This window comes from Streptomyces sp. NPDC058086 (assembly GCF_042885015.1).
In the GTDB taxonomy this organism is placed as follows: Bacteria; Actinomycetota; Actinomycetes; order Streptomycetales; family Streptomycetaceae; genus Streptomyces.
The window spans coordinates 44,946-64,637 of sequence record NZ_JBHVST010000013.1; the positions used below are offsets into that span (position 1 = coordinate 44,946).

General features: G+C 71.2%; 18 protein-coding genes and 1 pseudogene. 10 read left to right on the forward strand and 9 right to left on the reverse strand.

Going from position 1 to position 19,692, the window contains the following annotated elements; translation table 11 throughout:
• The first annotated feature begins 34 nt into the window (after nucleotides 1-34).
• On the forward strand, nucleotides 35-1,123 hold the full coding sequence (gene chvE, locus ACFVWD_RS12875; RefSeq protein WP_389595725.1) for a multiple monosaccharide ABC transporter substrate-binding protein: 1,089 nt from the start codon (nucleotides 35-37) through the stop codon (nucleotides 1,121-1,123).
• Between the two features lie 45 nt (nucleotides 1,124-1,168).
• Here chvE and ACFVWD_RS12880 read toward each other — a convergent pair whose 3' ends face one another.
• Nucleotides 1,169-1,348: a hypothetical protein gene (locus ACFVWD_RS12880; RefSeq protein WP_389595727.1), complete on the reverse strand. Its 180-nt coding sequence runs from the start codon at nucleotides 1,346-1,348 to the stop codon at nucleotides 1,169-1,171.
• Between the two features lie 710 nt (nucleotides 1,349-2,058).
• Here ACFVWD_RS12880 and ACFVWD_RS12885 point away from each other — a divergent pair.
• A complete protein-coding gene (locus ACFVWD_RS12885; RefSeq protein WP_389595729.1) occupies nucleotides 2,059-2,325 on the forward strand; it encodes an alpha/beta fold hydrolase in 267 nt (88 codons plus the stop codon).
• Between the two features lie 75 nt (nucleotides 2,326-2,400).
• Nucleotides 2,401-2,533: pseudogene (locus ACFVWD_RS12890) on the forward strand (IS630 family transposase); the annotation flags it as partial.
• A gap of 88 nt (nucleotides 2,534-2,621) precedes the next feature.
• Here ACFVWD_RS12890 and ACFVWD_RS12895 read toward each other — a convergent pair.
• From ACFVWD_RS12895 to ACFVWD_RS12915, 5 genes are all read right to left on the reverse strand, one after another.
• A complete protein-coding gene (locus ACFVWD_RS12895) occupies nucleotides 2,622-3,053 on the reverse strand; it encodes a hypothetical protein (RefSeq protein WP_389595730.1) in 432 nt (143 codons plus the stop codon).
• A gap of 19 nt (nucleotides 3,054-3,072) precedes the next feature.
• Nucleotides 3,073-5,850, reverse strand: coding sequence for an alpha/beta hydrolase family protein (locus ACFVWD_RS12900; RefSeq protein ID WP_389595731.1), 2,778 nt, complete (start codon nucleotides 5,848-5,850; stop codon nucleotides 3,073-3,075).
• 499 nt (nucleotides 5,851-6,349) lie between these two features.
• Nucleotides 6,350-8,263: an SMI1/KNR4 family protein gene (locus ACFVWD_RS12905; protein ID WP_389595733.1), complete on the reverse strand. Its 1,914-nt coding sequence runs from the start codon at nucleotides 8,261-8,263 to the stop codon at nucleotides 6,350-6,352.
• A 134-nt stretch (nucleotides 8,264-8,397) separates the two neighbouring features.
• Nucleotides 8,398-8,634, reverse strand: coding sequence for a hypothetical protein (locus tag ACFVWD_RS12910; protein WP_389595735.1), 237 nt, complete (start codon nucleotides 8,632-8,634; stop codon nucleotides 8,398-8,400).
• Between the two features lie 67 nt (nucleotides 8,635-8,701).
• On the reverse strand, nucleotides 8,702-9,841 hold the full coding sequence (locus ACFVWD_RS12915) for an anion permease (protein ID WP_389595736.1): 1,140 nt from the start codon (nucleotides 9,839-9,841) through the stop codon (nucleotides 8,702-8,704).
• Between the two features lie 595 nt (nucleotides 9,842-10,436).
• Between ACFVWD_RS12915 and ACFVWD_RS12920 the strand changes: the two genes are divergently transcribed.
• The 3 genes from ACFVWD_RS12920 to ACFVWD_RS12930 all read left to right on the forward strand — a co-directional run bounded on the left by ACFVWD_RS12920 (nucleotide 10,437) and on the right by ACFVWD_RS12930 (nucleotide 13,189).
• Nucleotides 10,437-11,522: an S-(hydroxymethyl)mycothiol dehydrogenase gene (locus ACFVWD_RS12920; protein ID WP_168514484.1), complete on the forward strand. Its 1,086-nt coding sequence runs from the start codon at nucleotides 10,437-10,439 to the stop codon at nucleotides 11,520-11,522.
• The gene (locus ACFVWD_RS12925; RefSeq protein WP_384918272.1) at nucleotides 11,522-12,151 is read left to right on the forward strand and encodes an MBL fold metallo-hydrolase; all 630 of its coding nucleotides are present in this window, start codon (nucleotides 11,522-11,524) and stop codon (nucleotides 12,149-12,151) included. Before ACFVWD_RS12920 ends, ACFVWD_RS12925 begins: the two co-directional genes overlap by 1 nt.
• 123 nt (nucleotides 12,152-12,274) lie before the next feature.
• Nucleotides 12,275-13,189, forward strand: coding sequence for an SDR family oxidoreductase (locus ACFVWD_RS12930; protein ID WP_389595739.1), 915 nt, complete (start codon nucleotides 12,275-12,277; stop codon nucleotides 13,187-13,189).
• A gap of 2 nt (nucleotides 13,190-13,191) precedes the next feature.
• Here ACFVWD_RS12930 and ACFVWD_RS12935 read toward each other — a convergent pair whose 3' ends face one another.
• Nucleotides 13,192-13,728, reverse strand: a complete 537-nt coding sequence (locus tag ACFVWD_RS12935; RefSeq protein WP_389595740.1) for a hypothetical protein — start codon at nucleotides 13,726-13,728, stop codon at nucleotides 13,192-13,194.
• Nucleotides 13,729-13,746: 18 nt separating this feature from the next.
• Here ACFVWD_RS12935 and ACFVWD_RS12940 point away from each other — a divergent pair, with 18 nt between their 5' ends.
• Nucleotides 13,747-14,523, forward strand: coding sequence for an SDR family NAD(P)-dependent oxidoreductase (locus ACFVWD_RS12940; RefSeq protein WP_389595741.1), 777 nt, complete (start codon nucleotides 13,747-13,749; stop codon nucleotides 14,521-14,523).
• Here the strand turns inward: ACFVWD_RS12940 and ACFVWD_RS12945 are convergent.
• Entirely contained in the window at nucleotides 14,489-15,907 is a 1,419-nt protein-coding gene (locus ACFVWD_RS12945) for a pyridoxal phosphate-dependent decarboxylase family protein (protein WP_389595743.1), read from the reverse strand. The genes ACFVWD_RS12940 and ACFVWD_RS12945 overlap by 35 nt on opposite strands.
• Before the next feature lie 181 nt (nucleotides 15,908-16,088).
• Here ACFVWD_RS12945 and ACFVWD_RS12950 point away from each other — a divergent pair, with 181 nt between their 5' ends.
• Nucleotides 16,089-16,784 (forward strand): L,D-transpeptidase, encoded by a 696-nt coding sequence (locus ACFVWD_RS12950; protein WP_075028209.1) that lies wholly within the window; start codon nucleotides 16,089-16,091, stop codon nucleotides 16,782-16,784.
• 25 nt (nucleotides 16,785-16,809) lie between these two features.
• On the opposite strand, the gene ACFVWD_RS12955 is transcribed toward ACFVWD_RS12950, so the two are convergent.
• Nucleotides 16,810-18,012, reverse strand: coding sequence for a Gfo/Idh/MocA family protein (locus ACFVWD_RS12955; RefSeq protein ID WP_389595745.1), 1,203 nt, complete (start codon nucleotides 18,010-18,012; stop codon nucleotides 16,810-16,812).
• 179 nt (nucleotides 18,013-18,191) lie between these two features.
• On the opposite strand from ACFVWD_RS12955, the gene ACFVWD_RS12960 reads away from it, so the two are divergent.
• Both ACFVWD_RS12960 and ACFVWD_RS12965 read left to right on the forward strand, forming a co-directional pair.
• On the forward strand, nucleotides 18,192-19,391 hold the full coding sequence (locus tag ACFVWD_RS12960) for an ROK family protein (RefSeq protein ID WP_389595747.1): 1,200 nt from the start codon (nucleotides 18,192-18,194) through the stop codon (nucleotides 19,389-19,391).
• A gap of 76 nt (nucleotides 19,392-19,467) precedes the next feature.
• Nucleotides 19,468-19,656 carry a hypothetical protein gene (locus tag ACFVWD_RS12965; RefSeq protein ID WP_060896602.1) on the forward strand — a complete coding sequence of 63 codons (189 nt, stop codon included), beginning with the start codon at nucleotides 19,468-19,470 and terminating at the stop codon, nucleotides 19,654-19,656.
• Nucleotides 19,657-19,692: the final 36 nt, after the last annotated feature.

The window sequence follows — 19,692 nt, forward strand, 5'->3', positions numbered from 1 at the left end:
TTCTCAACGACGAGAAGAACAAGGAACGATCACCATGCGCAATCGCAGAGCCGCCCTCGCCGCCATCGCCGGAACTGCCTCCGTCGCCCTCACCATGTCCGCCTGCGGCGGCCAGAACAGCACGGGCAGCTCCAAGGGCGGCACCATCGGCATCGCCATGCCGACCCAGGCCTCCGAGCGCTGGATCACCGACGGCAAGAGCGTCGTCAAGGACCTGCAGTCCAATGGGTACAAGACCAAGCTGGTCTACGGCGAGAACGACCCGGCAACCCAGGTCTCGCAGATCGAGAACCTGATCACGCAGGGCGTCAGCGCACTGATCATCGCGGCCATCGACAACAAGTCGCTGAACAAAGTGCTCCAGCAGGCCGCCGACGCGAAGATCCCGGTGATCTCCTACGACCGGCTCATCCTCGGCACCAAGAACGTCACCTACTACGCCTCCTTCGACAACGAGCAGGTCGGCCGGCTCCAGGCCCGCTACATCATCGACCAGCTCGGCCTGGAGCACGGCAAGGGCCCGTTCAACATCGAGCTGTTCGCCGGCTCCAGCGACGACAACAACACCAAGTACTTCTTCGCCGGCGCGTTGCACCTCCTGCAGCCGTTCCTGGACAGCAAGCAGCTGGTCGTCCAGTCCGGTCAGACCGAGCTCAACCAGGTCACCACCCTGCGCTGGGACGGCGCCACCGCGCAGAAGCGCATGAACAACATCCTCACCACGTCGTACAAGACCAGGAAGGTCGACGCGGTCCTGTCGCCCTACGACGGCATCTCCATCGGCGTCCTGGCAGCGCTGAGGTCGGACGACTACGGCTCCCTCAGCAAGCCCCTGCCGGTCATCACGGGGCAGGACGCCGAACTCGCCTCGGTCAAGTCGATCATTGCGGGTCAGCAGTCGCAGACTGTCTACAAGGACAGCCGCCTGCTCGCCGACGTCGCCGCGAACATGGTCGACGACGTGCTCAACAAGAGGAAGCCGCAGCTCAACGACACCAGGACCTATGACAACGGCGCCAAGGTGGTGCCCGCCTACCTGCTGCAGCCCATCAGCGTCGACAAGACCAACTACGACAGTGTTCTGGTCGCGGGCGGCTACTACAGCGACGCCGAGCTCAAGTAGCCGCACGACCGATGCATCTCGAAGCGGTCCGGGGCGAGCCGCTCTCTAGCCCCAATGGGGTTGCCTCAGGGCGAGGGCGGCGCGGTGGGCGGCCGGGGCGCGGACCAAGGAGTGGGAGAAACCGAGGCCCACGACGACATCGGCGAGTCGTGCCTCCAACATTGTCCGGTGTTCTTCGAGCCGGTCCAGACGGAGGAGGAACACCAGAACGCAGGCGGCTGCCATGAGTGTCTCGTGATGCGTCGGCCCCCAGGCTGCGGTCCGCCTCGGCCGGCGCCGCCTCGGCGGCCGCGAGCGCGAGGGAGATGTGGTCCCGTGCCTCGTGGACGAGAGCGACGCGGTACTGCGCGGAGACGACGACGGGATGCCCGCTGCCGAGCGTGCGCCTGCCCCTCTCGATCGCTTCCAGGAACGCCGCCCCGTCCTCCTCCAACCGGCCCTGGTCGCGCAACAGCGTGGCGCGCTCGACGAGGGCCGCCACCGTGTGGGAGCGCGCCGACAGTGCGCTCACCGCGGCCGTCGCCGAAGAGGGCCGGCGGCTGGCCCGCGACCGCTTGCTCGGTACGGCACCCCCCGAGCGCTTTCCCGCTGTGCGCCGTCTGAGATCCCGGCGAGCAGCGGTCTCGGAGAACCGGCCCGATCAGCCGACCTGGCTGGCTCAGCGGATGGACGGCGCGGCGGAGCGCGTCCGGCAGCGCTGCTCACTCGACCTCGCGGCGGCCTGTCCACCTGAGCGGCCACTGTCTTGGGGCGATCGTGGTGGCACGGGTCGCAGCCGAGAACCCGGACCTCGTATACCGGTTGGTTCTGTCCGGTGGTCCTGGGATCGCACCCGGCAAGACGTCACCACGGCGGCTTCGACTCGAACGGCATAGCCCCGGCGCCGGCTGGTCCGCGCGATCTCCGACCTTCCCGGTCGCGCCGGGTGGATCGACATGCTGGGTGCTCTCGAAACAAGTGACCTCTCCGGCGCGCTTGCGCAGATCGCCGCACCCACGCTTGTGCTGTGCGGGCAGCGGGATCGCACCAGCCTGCCGGACGCTCGACGGACCGCAGCGGCCATCCCGGGGGCCCGGCTGTTCGTGGTTCCGCATGCCGGGCATCTGCTGCCCACGGGGGCGCCGCATGCGTTCGATGCGTTCGATGCGTTCGATGCGTTCGTGCGGGGATTCCTTGCCCCCGGACACCAGCAGACGCATTGAGGGTGTCACGGCCCGATGCCGCTCCATCATGCGGTTCTGAGTGATCGTCCGCCCCCCGCGGATGCCCTTCTCGCCGGGCCACTCGGCATCCGGCCCGCCGCCGGGTCGTCCTGGGTGGAGCAGGGCCGTCCCGAGCGGCATCCCGCGACCTGCCACCGCACCCACGGTGTGCACTACTTCCACGGCTGCCGCTCGGTCGGCGTTGACGCCGTAGGGAATCCGCTGGGGCGGCATACCCGCGCCGACGGACTTGGCAGTCTCCCGTCGGCTCGGGACTCGACCGGGCTGATGTCGGCTCATGCCGTGACCCCGGCGCCGTAGCGCAGGCCGTCGCAGAGGAGTGCGGTGATGCGTACCGCGTCGTCTCGCCAGCCCTCGGTGGCGGGCATTCCGCAGATGCCGCCCAGCGCACGCAAGACCGTCCTCCCGCGGACGCCGCCGAGCTGGAGCCCGAAAGCTCGTTCTGGCACCGGAAGCTCGGCGACACGATCGAGAAGACGGCAACCCACCACTTCCTGCGGATCGACGGATCCCCGGTGTTCGTGATCCAGCGGGCGCCGGAGCACGTCCCGCCGCAATGGCCGGACGGCCGCTCCCAGCAGATGCACGTCGATCTGAGGCGCACGATGAATCTGCTCGCCTTCCTCGACGGGCGGGCAGTTCGGTGAGCGCGCCTGCGGCTCGGCGGAGGCTGTGAACACGAAGGGGGCATGGACCACCCTGTCCATGCCCCCTGCGCAGGGCGGCTTACGGTGCGTCCACCACCGTGCCCGTCAGCACGGGACGGTCGGGAAGCGGTTCGGCGTTGTCGTCGGTCAGCGCGAGGCGTACCGACTCGGCCGGCTCGGTCAGCTGGTCCGTCACCGTCGGCACGGCGAAGTCGGCGGTGGTGGTCCCGGCCGGGATTTCCGTCCACACCCACAGGTTCGCCCGGGAGAGTGCGCGCTCCGGGTCGGGGAGCTCACCGGCGTGGTCCATCAGCCACTGCGGGTCCACGTCCTTGGTGGACAACTCGGCGCCCTCGGTGACCGGAAGCACCCGGAGCGGCTGCGAGATGTCCACGCCGGCGGGCTCGGAGAGGGTGATCCGCCACTTCAGCGTGCCTCCCTCGGTCACCCGGTCCGTGACCGGCGTCAGGGTGACCGAGGGCGCGGGGTCGTCGTTCACCGCGGTGACCCCGCCCCGGTACGAGCCGATGACGGCGCCGTGCACGGCCTTCGCGACGACGTCGTACTGCTCGTCGTAGCCGAAGCGCGTGTCCCCCTTCACCTCCACGGGCACATCGATGGGGTCGCTGCCCGGTCGTACCGTGACCAGCTTGTCCTTGGCCTGTCCGGTGTCCGGGTCGAGGACGGAGAAGCGGACCTTGCCGCTGCCGTGCCCGGAGACCTGGACGGGGACGTGATAAGTGAGAGTGCCCGAGTCGCCCTCCTTGACGGTGAGTCGGCCGATGTCGACGCGCGGCAGCGTCGCGGCCCTGGCCGCCGGGGTACCGGGGGCCCAGCCCCAGGCATCCATGAGCCAGGCCTGTCCTGACTGTGAACGCGGGGTCAGTTCAAGGGACTTGACGTGCCTCAGGTCGAGGCCGACGCGGGAGGCCGCGGTCAGCGGGACGCGCAGCTCGCGCGCCCAGTAGGAGGCGGTGCGCTCGGTGCCCGGCAGCCCGTCGGCCTGGACCCGGCCGAGCTCGGCCCGGCGGCCGTTGGAGTCGGTGACGGCCACGTCCAGCTCGGTGCCGGTCGTGTTCGGCGGCACGAACACGCGCAGCGCCAGGCTCTTGGCGCCGGCGAGGGACACCGGAGCGGCGGGGCGGACCTTGGTCGCCGCGCCCGGCGCCGACCACTTGAGCGCGACCGCGCCGCGGCCGGCCTCTTTCTCCGTCCACCACCGCGCGAAGTGCGGCGACCTTCCCACGGTGTCGGGGCCGAGGCATGCCACGCCCGGGTCGGGGTCGAGCGCCGAGCACAGCCTGCCGCCGGTCACCTTCACCGGGGCGTCGGGCAGGAAGCCGCCCGTGCGGCGGGCGCCGACCGCGTGGGTCAGCACGCGGGCCGGGTCGGCCGAGGGGGCGCGCCGGCCCGAGCCGTCGAGCAGCGGTCGTACCCGGTCGTCGTCGGCGACGAACAGCCGAGCCGCGGCGGCGATGTAGGTCGCGCCCGCCTGGTGCTGCTGGTCGGCGGTCAGCCGAGTGCGGGTGCCCGTGGAGCACACAGGGTCGGGCTGCTGTTCCGGGGCGTCCCAGAAGTCGTCGGAGGAGGGTGCCTCGGACTTGCCCGGCGTCCACTCGGTGTTGAAGAAGTTGTGGTTGGCGCCGACCACGTAGACGGCGCTGTGCAGTGCCGTGCCCCGGCTGATCCCGCGCGTCCCGTCGACGTACACCTCGCCCTGGAGGTCGGAGACGTCGCCGTCGCAGCCGGGGAGGATCGTCGTGGACGGCACGTCGGCCACCGGATTCTGGCCGAAGATCGTAGGTCCGATGAGGACGGTCCCGCGGATCTTCCAGCGCACCGGGCCTCGGTAGCCGTCCTGCGCGGCGGGCGGTGGGTAGAGACTGTCCATGGCGGCCCGGTTGACGCCCTCGCCGCCGCGCGAGTGGCCGACCAGCAGGACGCGGGACAGGTCGGCCTCGGCCGCGTCGGGCACGGCCGCCGGGGCGGTGCCCGGGTGGGCGGCCCAGCCGGCCCACTTGGCGAGGTGCTGCCGCACCAGCGAGGAGCGCGCCTGCGCACCGCCGTCCTCGACCTCCCCGTCCTGGCCGTTGATGCCGTTCGCCGAGATCGACACCGTCACATAGCCCTGGGAGGCCAGCAGTTTCTGGTCCTTCAGGTAGCCCTTGTTGCTCGGGATCGGCTGGGTGCCGGCCGAGCAGGGCCACTCAAGGGTCACGTCGTCCTCGGACCCGCCCGGCTTGAAGCAGGTGGCGTGGCGGCCGTGGAGGAACAGTGCGAGCGGTCGCTTGCCGGTGGCGCCGGCGGGCGCGACGACGACGGCCTGCATCTCGACCGGCTGGGCGAAGCCGGGCAGCTTCACCGGGTCGAGGTGGTACTCGCCGGTGACCGTGCGGTACCCGCCCGGCCTGCCCGGGTCCACCGAGTTCGCCGGGAGTGGCGCCGGGGGCTGCGCGGCCTTCAGGGAGTTCTTCGGCTTCTTGCCGGTGGTGTCGGCGGGCGCGTCCAACCGGCGCCCGGACGCCAGGACTTGAAGGTCCCTCAGCGGGGTGGCTCCGTGGAGAGCGAGCCGGAAGGTGTGGCCGTCCTTGGCCGCCTTCGGTAAACCGAGGAGTCGGCCGGCCGCGTGGAACTCGACGCGGGCGTCGCCCACGGGCACGGCCCTGTCCGACCGCCAGACCAGCTCACGTGCGACGCCCTCCCCGGTGACGTGCCAGCCCGGCGGCAGCGTGCTGTCCGCCTTCTCCGTCAACGGCTGTGCCTGGGACGGATGTTGGGCCTGGGCCAGTCCCGGTGAGCCCGCCAGGGCCGCGAGCACGGCCACGGCGGTGACCGCTATTCGCCGGGTACGGTTCAAGGATCCCCTCCTTACACTTCGAGCGCGGGCGTCCCGTCGGTGCCGGGAGCCCCTCGCGCCTCGAAGGAAGCGAAACGGGACCTGTGGGTTGCCTGTGCCATGGAAGTGTGCCCGCGCAGGGCAAGAATCGGGTCACCGGGGACTCCCCGCGCGGACACCGGGGAAAGGCTCTCACCGCGGGCCGAACTCCCACCCTCCCTAGGTCCTGTCGTCACATTCCCGTCTGCCCCGCGACGCCATGCACGCGCCCCCAAGTTCTCGGCTTCGCTCGAACAGGGAGGGACCCCCTTCACCGCACCGGGCACAGACCCAAGTACGTCCAGTACGAGGGCCTTCGCCTGGCACGCCGAGAGCAGGCTCCCCCGAGCTCTCGACTCCGCTCGAGCAGGGGGGACCCCCATGACGCCGCAGGGCCCGCCCTCCGGGCGGACGACGGGAATGTGACGACGACCTAGGCCGCGCGGTCGATGAGGCGATGTCAGTCCGCGCTGGTATGCCGTCACGGCCTTGAGCGGACCCCGCCCAGCGTCACATAGCCCTCGCCGGGGCCCGGCGGCCGGTTCCAGGGACGGGTCCGGAAGCTGTGGAGGCGTCCGCGTCCGAGGGCGAACCGGGGGAGCCGGACGCCGAACTCGGCGGCAAGGGCCTCCAGGGCACGGCGCTCGCCCAGCCGTTCGGCGTGCGGGTCGTCCTGCGGGAAGAGACGGTCCGGGTCCAGGGCGGCCGGCACGGACCCCCGTCTGCCGACCGAGGTCCCCCGGACGGTGAACGCGTACCGCTCCTCGCCGTTCTCCGAGACGGACAGATGGAAGACACCGGGACGGAGGGGGCCGGGCGGCTCGCTCCACACCGTCACCGCACGGGTGCCCCGGGAAGCGGCGACGCCCGGGGAGACGAACCGCTGCTCGTCGAACCTCCCGCCCGGCGCCGCCTCGAAGGCGAAGCTCCAGCCGGGGCCCGCCCGGCCGACGGCGGCCAGCGCCTCGTCCTCCCATGTCACAGCCCGGTCGCCGGGAAAGCGCGTGCGCGAGTTCCACAAGGTCGTCGGCGCGTTCAGCACGGCGTCGTCGGGGGTGCCGATACGGCCGGGCAGCTCGGCCGGCGCCACCGACTCCACGAGGACGAAGCGGTACGACGTCAGGAAGTTGCCGGGAGCCCCTTCCGCCAGCCACGCCAGGCCCGGCGGGTCCAGGTCGGCCGCGGGAGCCGGCGCGTCGCCCCACTGTCCGGCCCGGGGCGTGGCCAGCAGTTCCCGGCCCCGCTCCGGGGTGATCAGGGGGCCAAGGAGCGGGTCGGCGCACAGGCCGACCGGCGCCAGGTGCTCGGGGCCGACCGGCCGCCACTCGGGCAGTGCGGCGCGCAGGGTGCGCCAGGCCGTGTCCCCGTCGCCCCAGCGCGCCAGCTCCCGAGCCTCCTCCACGGCACGGCCGAAGGGGCCTTCGGCGGTGTAGCGGAAGGTGCCGTCCCCCACCTGCCGCAGGATCTCGTCCGTCGCCTCGCGCACCTCGTCGCAGGCGCCCCCCAGGTGGCGGGCCGACGACGGGCGGTCCTGGTGATGCCACACGTCCTCGGCCGCCAGCACGGCCAGAAACTCCGGCGCGTACAGCGGGTCGGCCGTGAGCCCGTAGAAGGACACCATGTACGTCTCCCCGAGCAGCCGGCGGATCTGGTCGCGCAGCCCTGTCGCCCGGGGCCTGCCGTACTCGATCGCCTCTGCCAGCGACGCCGAGGCCCGCTCGTACCGCCCGCCCAGCGCGTCCAACCGCGCGGCCTCGACGGACGCGTCCAGAGCCCTCGTCGTCGCGTTGACGAACTCCGCCCCCGCATCCTTCGAGCGGCTCACCTGCAGGCTGTGAAACTCCCGGTACATCGCCTCCATGAACGCGCGGAACGACGCGTACCGTTCCGGAGGACTCGCACGCCACGACGCGTAGCAGTACACGGCCCACTCACCGGCGTCGTCCACGTCCCCCGGGTCCAGCAGCACGTAGACCGCGTCCGACTCCACGTCCAGCTCCAGCGCCCGCCCCCACATCCCGGCGAGCACCACGTCCTCGGGCGTGGGGTCGTCGTCCAGATCCCCGGGAAAGTACTCCGCCAGGCCCGCCGCGTCCTCGTGCCGGCGCACCGCGTCGGTACCGGCGAGCAGCCAGACGAAGCCGCCCGCATGCCGCCAGCCGTCGCTCACCGCCAGAAACGTCCGGTACGAGGGCGGCAGCCGGTGCCCGAGCCGCTCCTCCAGGGCGCGGATGCGCTCCTCGGACGCGGGCGGGAACCCCAGCCGGCGCGTACGCAGAGGCTCCTCGTCCCGCACGGGTCGCTCGCCCGCCGCTGCGCCGGGGTCTTGTGCGTCTGCCCATTCCTGGCTCCAGCGCGCCAGGAAGGACCGCCAGTCGGCCACGATGTCCGTCATGTCGGCGATCCTGCCAGCCGCCACTGACAACGCCCCTGCGACGTCAGGCAGTTCGGGTCCGCAGCGCAGACCTCGGGCCTGCAGCGCCGGAGGACCGGGTCCGGCATGAGCGGGTGCCTCGGGTGCGACGGATGTCAGGCGCCGATGATCAGGGTGAGTCCGTAGACGGCGACCGCCAGGCACGCGCCGAAGCACAGCACCGCTGCCGCGGTGGCCGTCCGGTTGGCGCCGTGGGCGCGTTCTCCGCCTCCGCCTCCGTCGTCGCCACGGGGCCAGGCGGCGATTCCGAGGGAGAACAGCACGACCGTGAGCAGCGTGATCCCGAGGCTCACACCGCACACGCCGGCGAGGGTGCCCCACTGGATGTCCATCGCCGCTTCTCCTTTCGCTGTCGGCCGGGAACGGCTCTCGCTCTCGGCCGGGACGGCCGGCCGGCTCTCACGCCGCAGGCTGTTCCACGCGCTCGGACGGCCGGGCGGGCAGTTCGTTGACGTTGTCCGGGGTCACAGGGCGGTGGCGCGACAGCGCCCAGAACCCGGCCGCCGCCGCGGCCGCGACGGCTGCCACCAGGGACACGCCCGCGGTGCCGTGACCGGCGGTCCAGGCCGCCGCGCCGCCGACGGCCGCCGCCGCGGGCAGCGTGAGCAGCCAGGACAGCGCGATGCGCCCGGCCACGCCCCACCGCACCTGGGCCAGCTTGCGGCCCAGGCCCGCGCCCAGGATGCTGCCGGTGCACACCTGCGTGGTCGACAGGGGGAATCCCATGTGGGACGAGGCGAGAATCACGGCCGTCGCGCTGGTCTCGGCCGCGAAGCCCTGAGGGGCCTCGATGTCGGTGAGCCCCTTGCCCATGGTGCGGATGATTCGCCACCCGCCCGTGTACGTCCCCAGCGCGATCGCCATTCCGGAGATGAGTACCACCCACCACGGCGGCCCGGAGTCGTGGGCGAGCGCCCCGGTGGAGATGAGAGCCAGGGTGATGACACCCATGGTCTTCTGCGCGTCGTTGGTGCCGTGGGCCAGCGCCACCAGCGACGCCGAACCGACCTGCCCCCGGCGGAATCCGCGCCGCGCCTGGTCGGGGTCCGTCCGCCGGGTGATGACGTACGCGAAGTAGGTCGCCAGCAGGGCCACGACACAGGCGACGAGCGGCGAGACGACTGCGGGGATCAGGATCTTCTCGACGATCGCTCCGAACTGCACCGCGGATGCGCCGGCGCCGACCCACACCGCGCCGATCAGCCCGCCGAACAGCGCGTGCGACGAACTTGACGGCAGCCCGGCGAGCCAGGTCAGCAGGTTCCACAGGAGAGCGCCGACCAGCCCGGCGAAGATCATCACCAGGGACACCTTGGCGTCGTCGACGATGCCGCCGGAGATGGTTTTGGCAACCTCCGTGGACAGGAACGCGCCCGCCAGATTCAGCGCTCCCGCGACGGCGACGGCCACCCGCGGTCTCAGGGCCCCGGTGGCGATCGACGTCGCCATCGAGTTGGCCGTGTCGTGGAACCCGTTGGTGAAGTCGAAGGCCAGGGCCGTCAGGACGACCACGACGAGGAGGAACGAGACGGTACCCACTGGGGGACCTCCGAAGACAGGACGGCCCCCGCGTCCGCCGTGCCGTCCCCCGCCCGGACGTCTTCAACGCTAGGCGGCTCCTCCCGGGCCCGCGACCGGGGGCTCGGCTCCTGTGCCGGGCTCGGCTCATGTCGGGCCCCGTCTGCCACTCCGACGCCGTCGGCGCGGGCCCGGCCGTGCTCGCCGCCTGCCACGAACGGGTCGCCGTCAAGCCGTACGCGCACCGCTCCGTTTCGCGGTCCGTCGCGGACGAACTCCGCGTGGGCCGGGGCCTCGGCCCCGTCGCTGTTCCCAATGGGGTGGCGTGCGAAGGGGTCGCGACCACCGATCCCGCGGCCCGCGCTGTCCGGCGCACCCGCCTCGGCCCGTATGTCCTGACCGTCGGCCGGATCGGCCGACGGCGGCGCGCACCGCCTCGTTCGAGGCGAAAGCGTGGCCGAGCGCGGTGGCGAAGGCCTCCTTGAGGGAGGGCCGGCCGCCCGCCACACCTGGACCGGGGCAGCCGCACGCCACCTGGCGTTCTCCCGGTCGGTTACCGGCGGGTCACACCGTAGGGTCGGTTGACGAACGTCGATCTACGGAAGGGTTCACCACCATGGCGCAGGAAGTACGTGGCGTGATCGCCCCGGGCAAGAACGAGCCGGTGCGCGTCGAGACCATCGTCGTGCCGGATCCTGGGCCGGGAGAGGCCGTGGTGAAGATCCAGGCATGCGGGGTCTGCCACACCGACCTGCACTACAAGCAGGGCGGCATCAACGACGACTTCCCCTTCCTTCTCGGCCACGAGGCGGCCGGGATCGTGGAGTCGGTCGGCGACGACGTCACGGACGTGGCTCCCGGCGACTTCGTCGTGCTCAACTGGCGTGCGGTGTGCGGGCAGTGCCGGGCCTGTCTGCGCGGGCGCCCCTGGTACTGCTTCAACACGCACAACGCCAAGCAGAAGATGACGCTCAAGGACGGCACCGAACTGTCCCCGGCCCTGGGGATCGGCGCCTTCGCGGAGAAGACCCTGGTCGCCGCCGGACAGTGCACCAAGGTGGACCCCGCGGTCTCCCCGGCGGTCGCCGGGCTGCTCGGCTGCGGGGTGATGGCGGGCATCGGCGCCGCCATCAACACCGGCAACGTCGGCCGCGGCGACTCCGTCGCCGTCATCGGCTGCGGTGGCGTCGGCAACGCGGCGATCGCCGGAGCCCGGCTGGCCGGCGCCGCGAAGATCATCGCCGTCGACATCGACGACCGGAAGCTCACCACCGCCTCGAAGCTCGGCGCGACCCACACCGTCAACTCCACCTCGACCGACCCCGTCGAGGCGATCCAGGGACTCACCGGCGGCTTCGGCGCCGACGTCGTCATCGACGCGGTCGGCCGCCCGGAGACGTACAAGCAGGCCTTCTACGCCCGCGACCTCGCCGGCACGGTCGTCCTCGTCGGCGTACCCACCCCCGAGATGAAGCTCGAACTGCCGCTCCTCGACGTCTTCGGACGCGGCGGCGCCCTCAAATCGTCCTGGTACGGCGACTGCCTGCCTTCCCGTGACTTCCCGATGCTCATCGACCTGCACCTCCAGGGGCGGCTGGACCTGGACGCGTTCGTGAGCGAGACGATCGCCCTCGACGGGATCGAGGCCGCCTTCGAGCGGATGCACCACGGTGACGTGCTGCGTTCGGTGGTGGTGCTGTGATGAGCGCCCGGATCGAGCACCTTGTCACCTCGGGCACGTTCTCGCTCGACGGCGGCACCTGGGACGTCGAGAACAACGTGTGGATCGTCGGCGACGACCACGAGGCGATCGTCATCGACGCCGCGCACGACGCCGACGCCATCGCCGCGGCGGTGGGCGACCGGCGGCTGCTGGCCATCGTGTGCACCCACGCCCACAACGACCACATCGATGCCGCGCCCGCCCTCGCCGAGCGCACCGGGGCCACGATCTGGCTCCACCCCGACGATCTGCAACTGTGGAAGCAGACCCACCCCGACCGGCTCCCCGACGCCTGGCTGCAGGACGGGCAGGTGATCGAGGCGGCCGGCGCGGACCTGACCGTCCTGCACACGCCCGGACACGCCCCGGGCGCGGTCTGCCTCTACGACCCGGGCCTGGGCGCCGTCTTCACCGGTGACACGCTCTTCCAGGGCGGGCCCGGAGCCACCGGGCGCTCCTTCTCCCACTTCCCGACGATCGTCGAGTCGATCCGCGAGCGCCTGCTCACCCTCCCTGCCGACACGGTCGTGCGCACCGGGCACGGGGACTCGACCACGATCGGTGCCGAGGCCCCGCATCTGGAGGAGTGGATCGCGCGCGGTCACTGACCGGGCCGGGCCCGTCGCGACACACCAGCGAATCACGACAGGAGATGTCCGGCTTCCGCGGGACTCTCGTGGGGACACATGGGCGAAGGCAGCCCGTGAACGCCACGAGCACGGAGGTCGGACATGCCAGGGCCGTTGGACGGCAGGGTCGCGCTGGTCGCGGGCGCGACCCGCGGAGCGGGCCGAGGGATCGCGGTGGAGCTCGGCGCGGCCGGCGCCACCGTCTACGTCACCGGACGCAGCACGCGCGAACGCCGCTCCGAGTACGACCGCCCCGAGACGATCGAGGACACGGCGGACCTGGTCACCGCGGCCGGAGGCGTCGGCATCGCGGTGCCCACCGACCATCTGGTCCCCGCCGAGGTCGAGGCCCTGGTCGCCCGCATCGCCGGAGAACAGGGCCGCCTCGACGTCCTCGTCAACGACGTCTGGGGCGGCGAGAAACATTTTGAGTGGGACACCCCGCTCTGGGAGACCGACCTCGACCAGGGCTTAGGGCTGCTGCGCCGGGCCGTCGAGACGCACGCGATCACCAGCCACCACGCACTGCCCCTGCTGCTGCGCACCCCCGGCGGCCTCGTCGTCGAGATGACCGACGGCACCGCCGAGTACAACCGGGACACCTACCGCGTCTCCTTCTTCTACGACCTGGCCAAGGCGTCCGTCCTGCGCATGGCGTTCTCCCTGGGCCACGAACTCGGCCCGCGCGGCGCCACCGCCCTCGCGCTCACCCCCGGCTGGCTGCGCTCGGAGATGATGCTCGACACCTTCGACGTCGGCGAGGAGAACTGGCGGGACGCCCTGGAGCGCGTCCCGCACTTCGCCATCTCCGAGACGCCCTTCTACGTCGGCCGTGCCGTGGCCGCGCTGGCCGCCGACCCGGACGTCGCGCGCTGGAACGGCCGCTCGCTCTCCAGCGGGCAGCTCGCCCAGGAGTACGGCTTCACCGACCGCGACGGCAGCAGGCCCGACGCCTGGCGCTATCTCGTCGAGGTCCAGGACGCGGGCAGGCCGGCGGATGCGACGGGGTATCGCTGAGATCAGGTGTGGTGCACCGGCTGCAGCGGCCAGCGAGCAGAGTGGCCCGGGGGCAGCGCCAGATCGTCCCGTACGGCCGCGTAGTAGCCCTCGCGCCCGGCGCGCTGCCGATCCAACAGGGCCTGCCACGCCTGCGGGTCACGCGTCCCCTCGCGCAGGAACTGCTCCATCTCCATCACCCCGACCACCCACGTCCGAGCCCGCTCCACCACCTCCGGACTGCCCAGGAGGATCAGCGCCTCCCCGGACGGATCCCGTGCGAGGGTGGCCTCGGCCAGCAGCGGCGCGGCCTCTTCCGGGGACAAGGGGTGCGGGTGCGGGTCGTTGCCCAGGTATGACGCCACCCGGTATGTCAGAGTGACGCTCTTCTTCAACGAGCGCGCGTAGTCGGCGTACACCGAGAGCCGCCGTTCCTCCCACCGGGCCGCCCGCTCCCGTTGGAAGCGGGCCCGGTCGCCCCGCACGATCGCCAGATACGAGCCGAGGGCACCGATGACCACGCCGATCAGTGCCGGAAGTTGTTGTATGAACGCGGACATGGGCGCACGGTATCTGTCATGAGGCGCTTTGAAGGATACGGAGTTCTGATCACGGGCGCGGCCCGCGGCATCGGCGCGGCCACCGCCCGTCGGCTGGCCGAGGAGGGCGCTCGGGTGCTCGTCACGGACGTGGACCCGGCCGAGGCGGAGAAGACGGCCGCCTCGATCCGCGAACTGGGAGCGTGGGCCGAGGAGTTGGCGTGTGATGTGGGGGACCGGGCGGCGGTGGAGGCGGCCGTCGCGTACGCCGTGGACTCCTTCGGCTCGCTCGACGTCCTGGTCAACAACGCGTACGGGTGCTCTCCCGACGCCCCGCTCTTCGAGGACGAGCCGGACGAGGTGTGGGCCCGTGACCTCGACCTCACCCTGACCGGCGCGTACCGCTGCAGCCGCGCGGCCCTCCCGCATCTGGTGGCCTCGGGCCGGGGCGCCATCGTCAACATCGGCTCGGTGAACGGCATCCAGGACTTCGGCAACCATGCCTACAGCGCGGCCAAGGCGGGTCTCATGTCCCTCACGCGTACCCTCGCGGGGCACGCGGCCGCCCGCGGTGTGCGGGTCAACCTGGTCGCGCCGGGTACGGTCCGCACCACGGCGTGGGAGGGCCGCGACGACGATCTCGCCCAGGCGTCGGGGATCTATCCGCTGGGACGGGTCGGTGAACCGGACGACATCGCGGCCGCCGTCGCCTTCCTCGCCTCCCGGGACGCGGCATGGATCACCGGGACCACGCTGTGCGTGGACGGCGGCCTCACCGCGGTCAACACGGGTTTCCGGAACGCGGTGAGGCAGTGAGGGCGGCCGACCGCAGGACGGAGAACACCCTCTCGGTGTCGGCCTTGGTCGTACGCCAGTTGCTGAAGGCGGCCCGCAGCCCCTGCGTCCCCGCGTACACGGTCGGCGTCACGAAGGCCTCGCCCGAGGCCGCGACCGCCGCCGCCAGCGCGTGCACCCGCTCCCGCGTGGGCTCGTCCGCGAGGGTGAAGCAGACGACGTTGAGCCGGACGGGTGCCAGGAGCCGCAACTCCGGTACCTCCGTGATGCGTTGCCCCAGCAGCCGGGCGAGCGCGATGTTCCGCTCGACGATCTCGCGATGCCCCTCGCGTCCGTACGCCATCAGCGAGAACCACGCCGGGAGCGCCCGCAGCCGACGCGAGTTCTCCGGCGTGAGGTGCAGGAAGTCGGGGTCGCCGGTCGGCAGGCCCAGGTACGGGGACTCGTTGTGGAAGACCCGGACCTGAAGGTCCCGGCGGCGCGTGAACTGCACGGCCGCGTCGTAGGGGACGTTGAGCCACTTGTGCAGGTCGACACAGACGGAGTCGGCCGCGTCGAGCCCGTCGACGAGATGCGCGTACGACGGTGACAGCGCGGCGAAGCCGCCGAACGCCGCGTCCACGTGCAGCCAGAAGTCGTACCGCTCCTTGAGCGCGGCGATGGCCCGCAGATCGTCGAAGTCGACGGTGTTCACGGTTCCGGCGTTCGCCACGACGACCGCCGGGCGCCCGTCGAGGCCGTCGAGGGCGGCGGCCAGCCGCTCGACGTCGACGGCCTCCCGGTTCCCGGACAGCACCGGCACCGTAAGCAGCCGGTCCCGGCCGATGCCGAGCACGGACAGCGCCTTGGTGACGCTGGAGTGCGGGGAGGCGGACAGCACGTCGACCGGTCCGAGCGCGGCGGCACCTTCCTGTGACACGGACACGCCCAGCCGCTCGCCGAGCCACTCCCGCGCGATCGCCAGACCGACCGTGTTCGAGACGGTCGCGCCGGTCACGAACGCCCCGCTGTGCGCCTCGCCCAGTCCGAACAGCTCGCGCAGCCAGCCCACCGTCTCCCGCTCCAGCGCGCTCGCCGAGGATCCGCCGCCGCCGGACACGTTCTGGTCGTACGCGCCGGTCAGCCAGTCCCCGGTGAGCGAGGCGGGCGTCGCGCCGCCGGTGACGAAACCGAGGTAGCGGGGCCCCGCGGAACCGGAGAATCCGGGCGCCCAGCGCTCGGCGAACCGACTCAGCGCCCCCTGCGCGCCGTGCCCCTCGGCGGGCAGGGGCTCCGGGTCGGGCACCTTGCCGGAGTGGGCGACAGGACGCCCGTCGAGTCCGTCCACCTCCCCGGCGGCGAAGTCGCGGGCGGACTGCAGGAGCTCGGGAAGCCGGGAGAGATCGTCGGCGAGTGTGCGGTGCATGGCGGCAGCGTAGATCGGGCGGCGCACCCGGAGCCTGGTCCAATTCGGGGTCATTGGACTGCTCCCAATGTCACCGTTTCGTCGCAGACCGGACAGCCGTACAACGCCTGCGCCCCGACGCGGGTCTAGCAGGCGGAAAACGAGGGAAACACCGGTGAACACGCAGACAGAAGGGCCTGACATGGGGGACATACGCAGACGGGGAGCCGTCGCTCTGGGCATCACCGGACTGGTCGCGCCGCTGACGCTCGCGCTGGGCACGGCGCCCGCGCAGGCCGCGAGCTGCACGACACAGACCGGCCCGTACCAGAAGCAGGTGGAGAAGTTCCTCGGCCGACCGGTCGACGGGCGGCAGTCCACCGCCGACTGCAAGGCGATCCAGGCCTTCCAGACCAAGCACGGCATCACCCCGAACGCGGGCTACGCCGGGTCCGTCACCTGGGGCGTGATGGACCTGATGAACAAGCAGAAGGCCGTCGGCAACAAGCCCAACAAGGACGGCAAGTGTCCCGTCAACAAGGGCCGCATCGCCTGCGTCAACCTGACCCTCCAGCTCAGCTGGATCCAGGACGGCAGCAGGCTCGTCTACGGTCCGGTGCCGGTCCGCACGGGACGCGACGGGTACGAGACCCGCACCGGTCTGAAGAAGATCTACTGGCGGGACATCGACCACGTCTCGAACATCTACAACGTGCCCATGCCCTACAGCCAGTTCTTCGACGGCGGCCAGGCCTTCCACTCGGTCGGCCTGAGCATGTGGAACCCGCCCGGCTCGCACGGCTGCGTCAACATGACCACGACCACCGCCAAGAAGTACTGGTCGCTGCTGAAGAACGGCGACGACGTCTTCGTGTACGGCCGCAAGCCGGGCACCTGACGGCACCCGGCCCCGCCCGGGGACCTCACGCCCCGGGCGCCTCCCCGAAGTCCGGGATCTCCAGCCTGACCCCGCCCTGCCGCGCGGACTCGTGCGCGACGATGCCCGGCAGGGTGTAGCGGGCGGCGACCCACGCGTTCACCGACGGCAGCTTCCGGGTGTTGACCGCGGTCACGAAGTCGTCCACCAGGAAGTGGTGGCTGCCCTCGTGCCCGTTGTGCAGGTGGTCGAACTCCCGGGGGAGCCGCGCCCGGTCGTGCACCGGCGCCGACCCGGACGTGAACGCGGCCCGCAGCGCCGGGGCGATGTGCTGGAGCGAGGGATCGTCCGGCGCCAGCGTCGGCTTGGGCTCGAGCAGCTCCGTGATGTCCCGCACCCCCTTCTTGTCCTGCCAGAAGCTCACCGTCGCGAGCTGTTCCATGCTGGCGTCGGTCCCGAAGAACCGGAAACGCGACTCCCGGATGTGCGAGGGATAACCGACCCGTCGGAACTCGTTCGTACGGAACGAGCCGCCGCCCGCCACTTCGAACAGCGCGGTCGCGTTGGAGAAGTCATTGCCGAACTGGCTGACCTCCTTGTCGAACACCCCGTCCCCGCGCTCGTCGCGCACCCCGATCGCCGACACGCTCACCGCGTGCGTACGCCAGGCGCCGAGCACCCCGCCCACCGAGTGCGTCGGGTAGAGCAGCGGGGGATAGCTGGCGGTCGCCTTCCAGTTCTCGCCGCCGCTGTACTGGTAGGCCTCGTAGAACCCGAGATCCATGTCGTGGACGTAGTCGCCCTCGGCGTAGAACAGCCGCCCGAAGGCGCCCTCGGCGATCTGGTTGCGGGCGTGCACCGTCGCCGGGTTGTACTGGCTGGTCTCGCCCATCATGTACGTCAGTCCGGTCGCCCGCACCGCGTCGATGATCGCCGCGATCTCGTCCCGGGTGATGGCCATCGGCACCGCGGAGTACACGTGCTTGCCGGCCCGGAGTCCCCGGAGTACCAGCGGCCCGTGGGTCCAGCGCTGGGTGAAGATCGCGACGGCGTCCACCGCCTTCGACTCCAGCATCGCCTCGTACGAGGGGAAGGTGCCCGACAGCCCTTCGGCTGCCGCCAGTTCGTCCGCCCGCTCGGGGAGCAGATCGGTGACGTGGACATCGCCGACGCCGGGGTGGGCGAGGAACAGCTTCGCGAACTGGCCGGAGAACTGACCGGCGCCGACGATGCCGAGAGAGAACGTCATCTGAGCAACATCCTTCACTGGTGGAGACTTCACGGGTCGGGCTCGTCCTGGACTCATTTACTTTTGATGCGGAACAATCAAGGCGTCAAGAGTCGTGTACGCATCCTTTCCGGCGAACTGCCGTGCCATAGAGTGGCGCCATTACTTCTGAGGCGAAATAAAATCTTGTGGGAGTCCTCATGACCACACGTGCCGAGGCCGGCTGGCCGCCGCTGAGTCCGGGTGAGCGTGCGGTGGCGATCGAGGTGCTCGTGCACGGACCGCTGTCGCGCAGCGAGATCGCGCGCCGCCTGAACCTGTCGGCGGGCAGTCTCACCCGGCTGACCAAACCGCTGATCGAGTCCGGCCTGCTGATCGAGGCCGTCGAGTCGGGGGAGGGGGAGAACGCGGAGGTACGGCAGGGGCGTCCCTCACAGCCGCTGGACATCGTCGCCGAGTCCCGCTCCTTCATCGGATTCAAGATCACCGAGGACATGGTCTACGGCGTCGTCACCACGCTGCGCAGCGACGTCGTGGCGCGTCATGACCGCCCGCTGACCACCCACACCCCGGCCGAAGTCGCCGACCTGCTGGCGGAGATGACCGAGGAACTCACCCGGTCCCTTCCCGCACCGGCCGGCATCGGCATCGGAGTCGGCGGCCGTGTCGAGAAACGATCGGTCGTCGCCGAGTCGGCCTTCCTCGGCTGGACGGACGTCCCACTCGCCGAACTCGTCGAACCGCGCACCGGGTTGCCGGTGGTCGTCGAGAACGACGTCGCCGCCCTCGTGGAGGCCGAGACCTGGTTCGGCGCCGGCCGTGGACTCGACCGTTTCGTGGTCCTCACCATCGGCGCAGGGATCGGCTACGGCCTCGTCCTCGGCGGCAGCCGGGTCGCCTCCGTCGAGGACGGGCGGGGCGTGGGCCGCCGCTGGATCGTGAACCCGTACGGCCCCCTCACTCCCGAAGGGGAACGTGGCAGCGCCATCTCCCTGTTGACCATCCCCAGCATCCGCTACCAGGTGAGGGCCGCCACCGGCGAGGACCTTACCTACGAGGAGATCCTCGCCCGTGCCGCGGCGGGTGACCCGCTGCCGGCCCGCGTCCTCGACGAGGCGGCCCGCGCGCTCGGCACCCTCGTCGCGCAGATCGCCAACTTCGCCATGCCGCAGAAGATCCTGCTCGCCGGGGAGGGCGTCGGACTCGTCGATGTGGCGGGCCCGGTCGTCGAGGAGACGATCCTCACACACCGCCACCCGCAGGCCGATCCGGTCGACCTGGAGACGAAGGTCTCCGACTTCCACGACTGGGCGCGCGGGGCCGCGGTGCTGGCCATTCAGGTGCTGGTGCTGGGGACGGGGGAAGGACGGTCAGCAGGTGCGGAGGGTGATCCCACGTAGGACGAGTGATCAGGTTCACGGTCCGTAATGTCGCAAGGCGCACCTTTACTCACATCGCCTTCACGCCAAGGCCCGTATGCTTCACACCATGTCCACCACTCCTGAAACCGACTCCGTGCGGTCCGCCGCCGATGTCAACGAGGAGATCCGGGCCCTCTGGTTCAGGGCCGGTGGGACGCTGAGCATGGAGGAGCGGCGGGAGTACCAGCGGCTCGTCCTGGAGTGGGCGGAAGCCGCCCCCCAGTCGCCCACACAGGCGGCGTGAGCCCGCTCGGCCGCCCCACGGGGCCCGTGACGAACG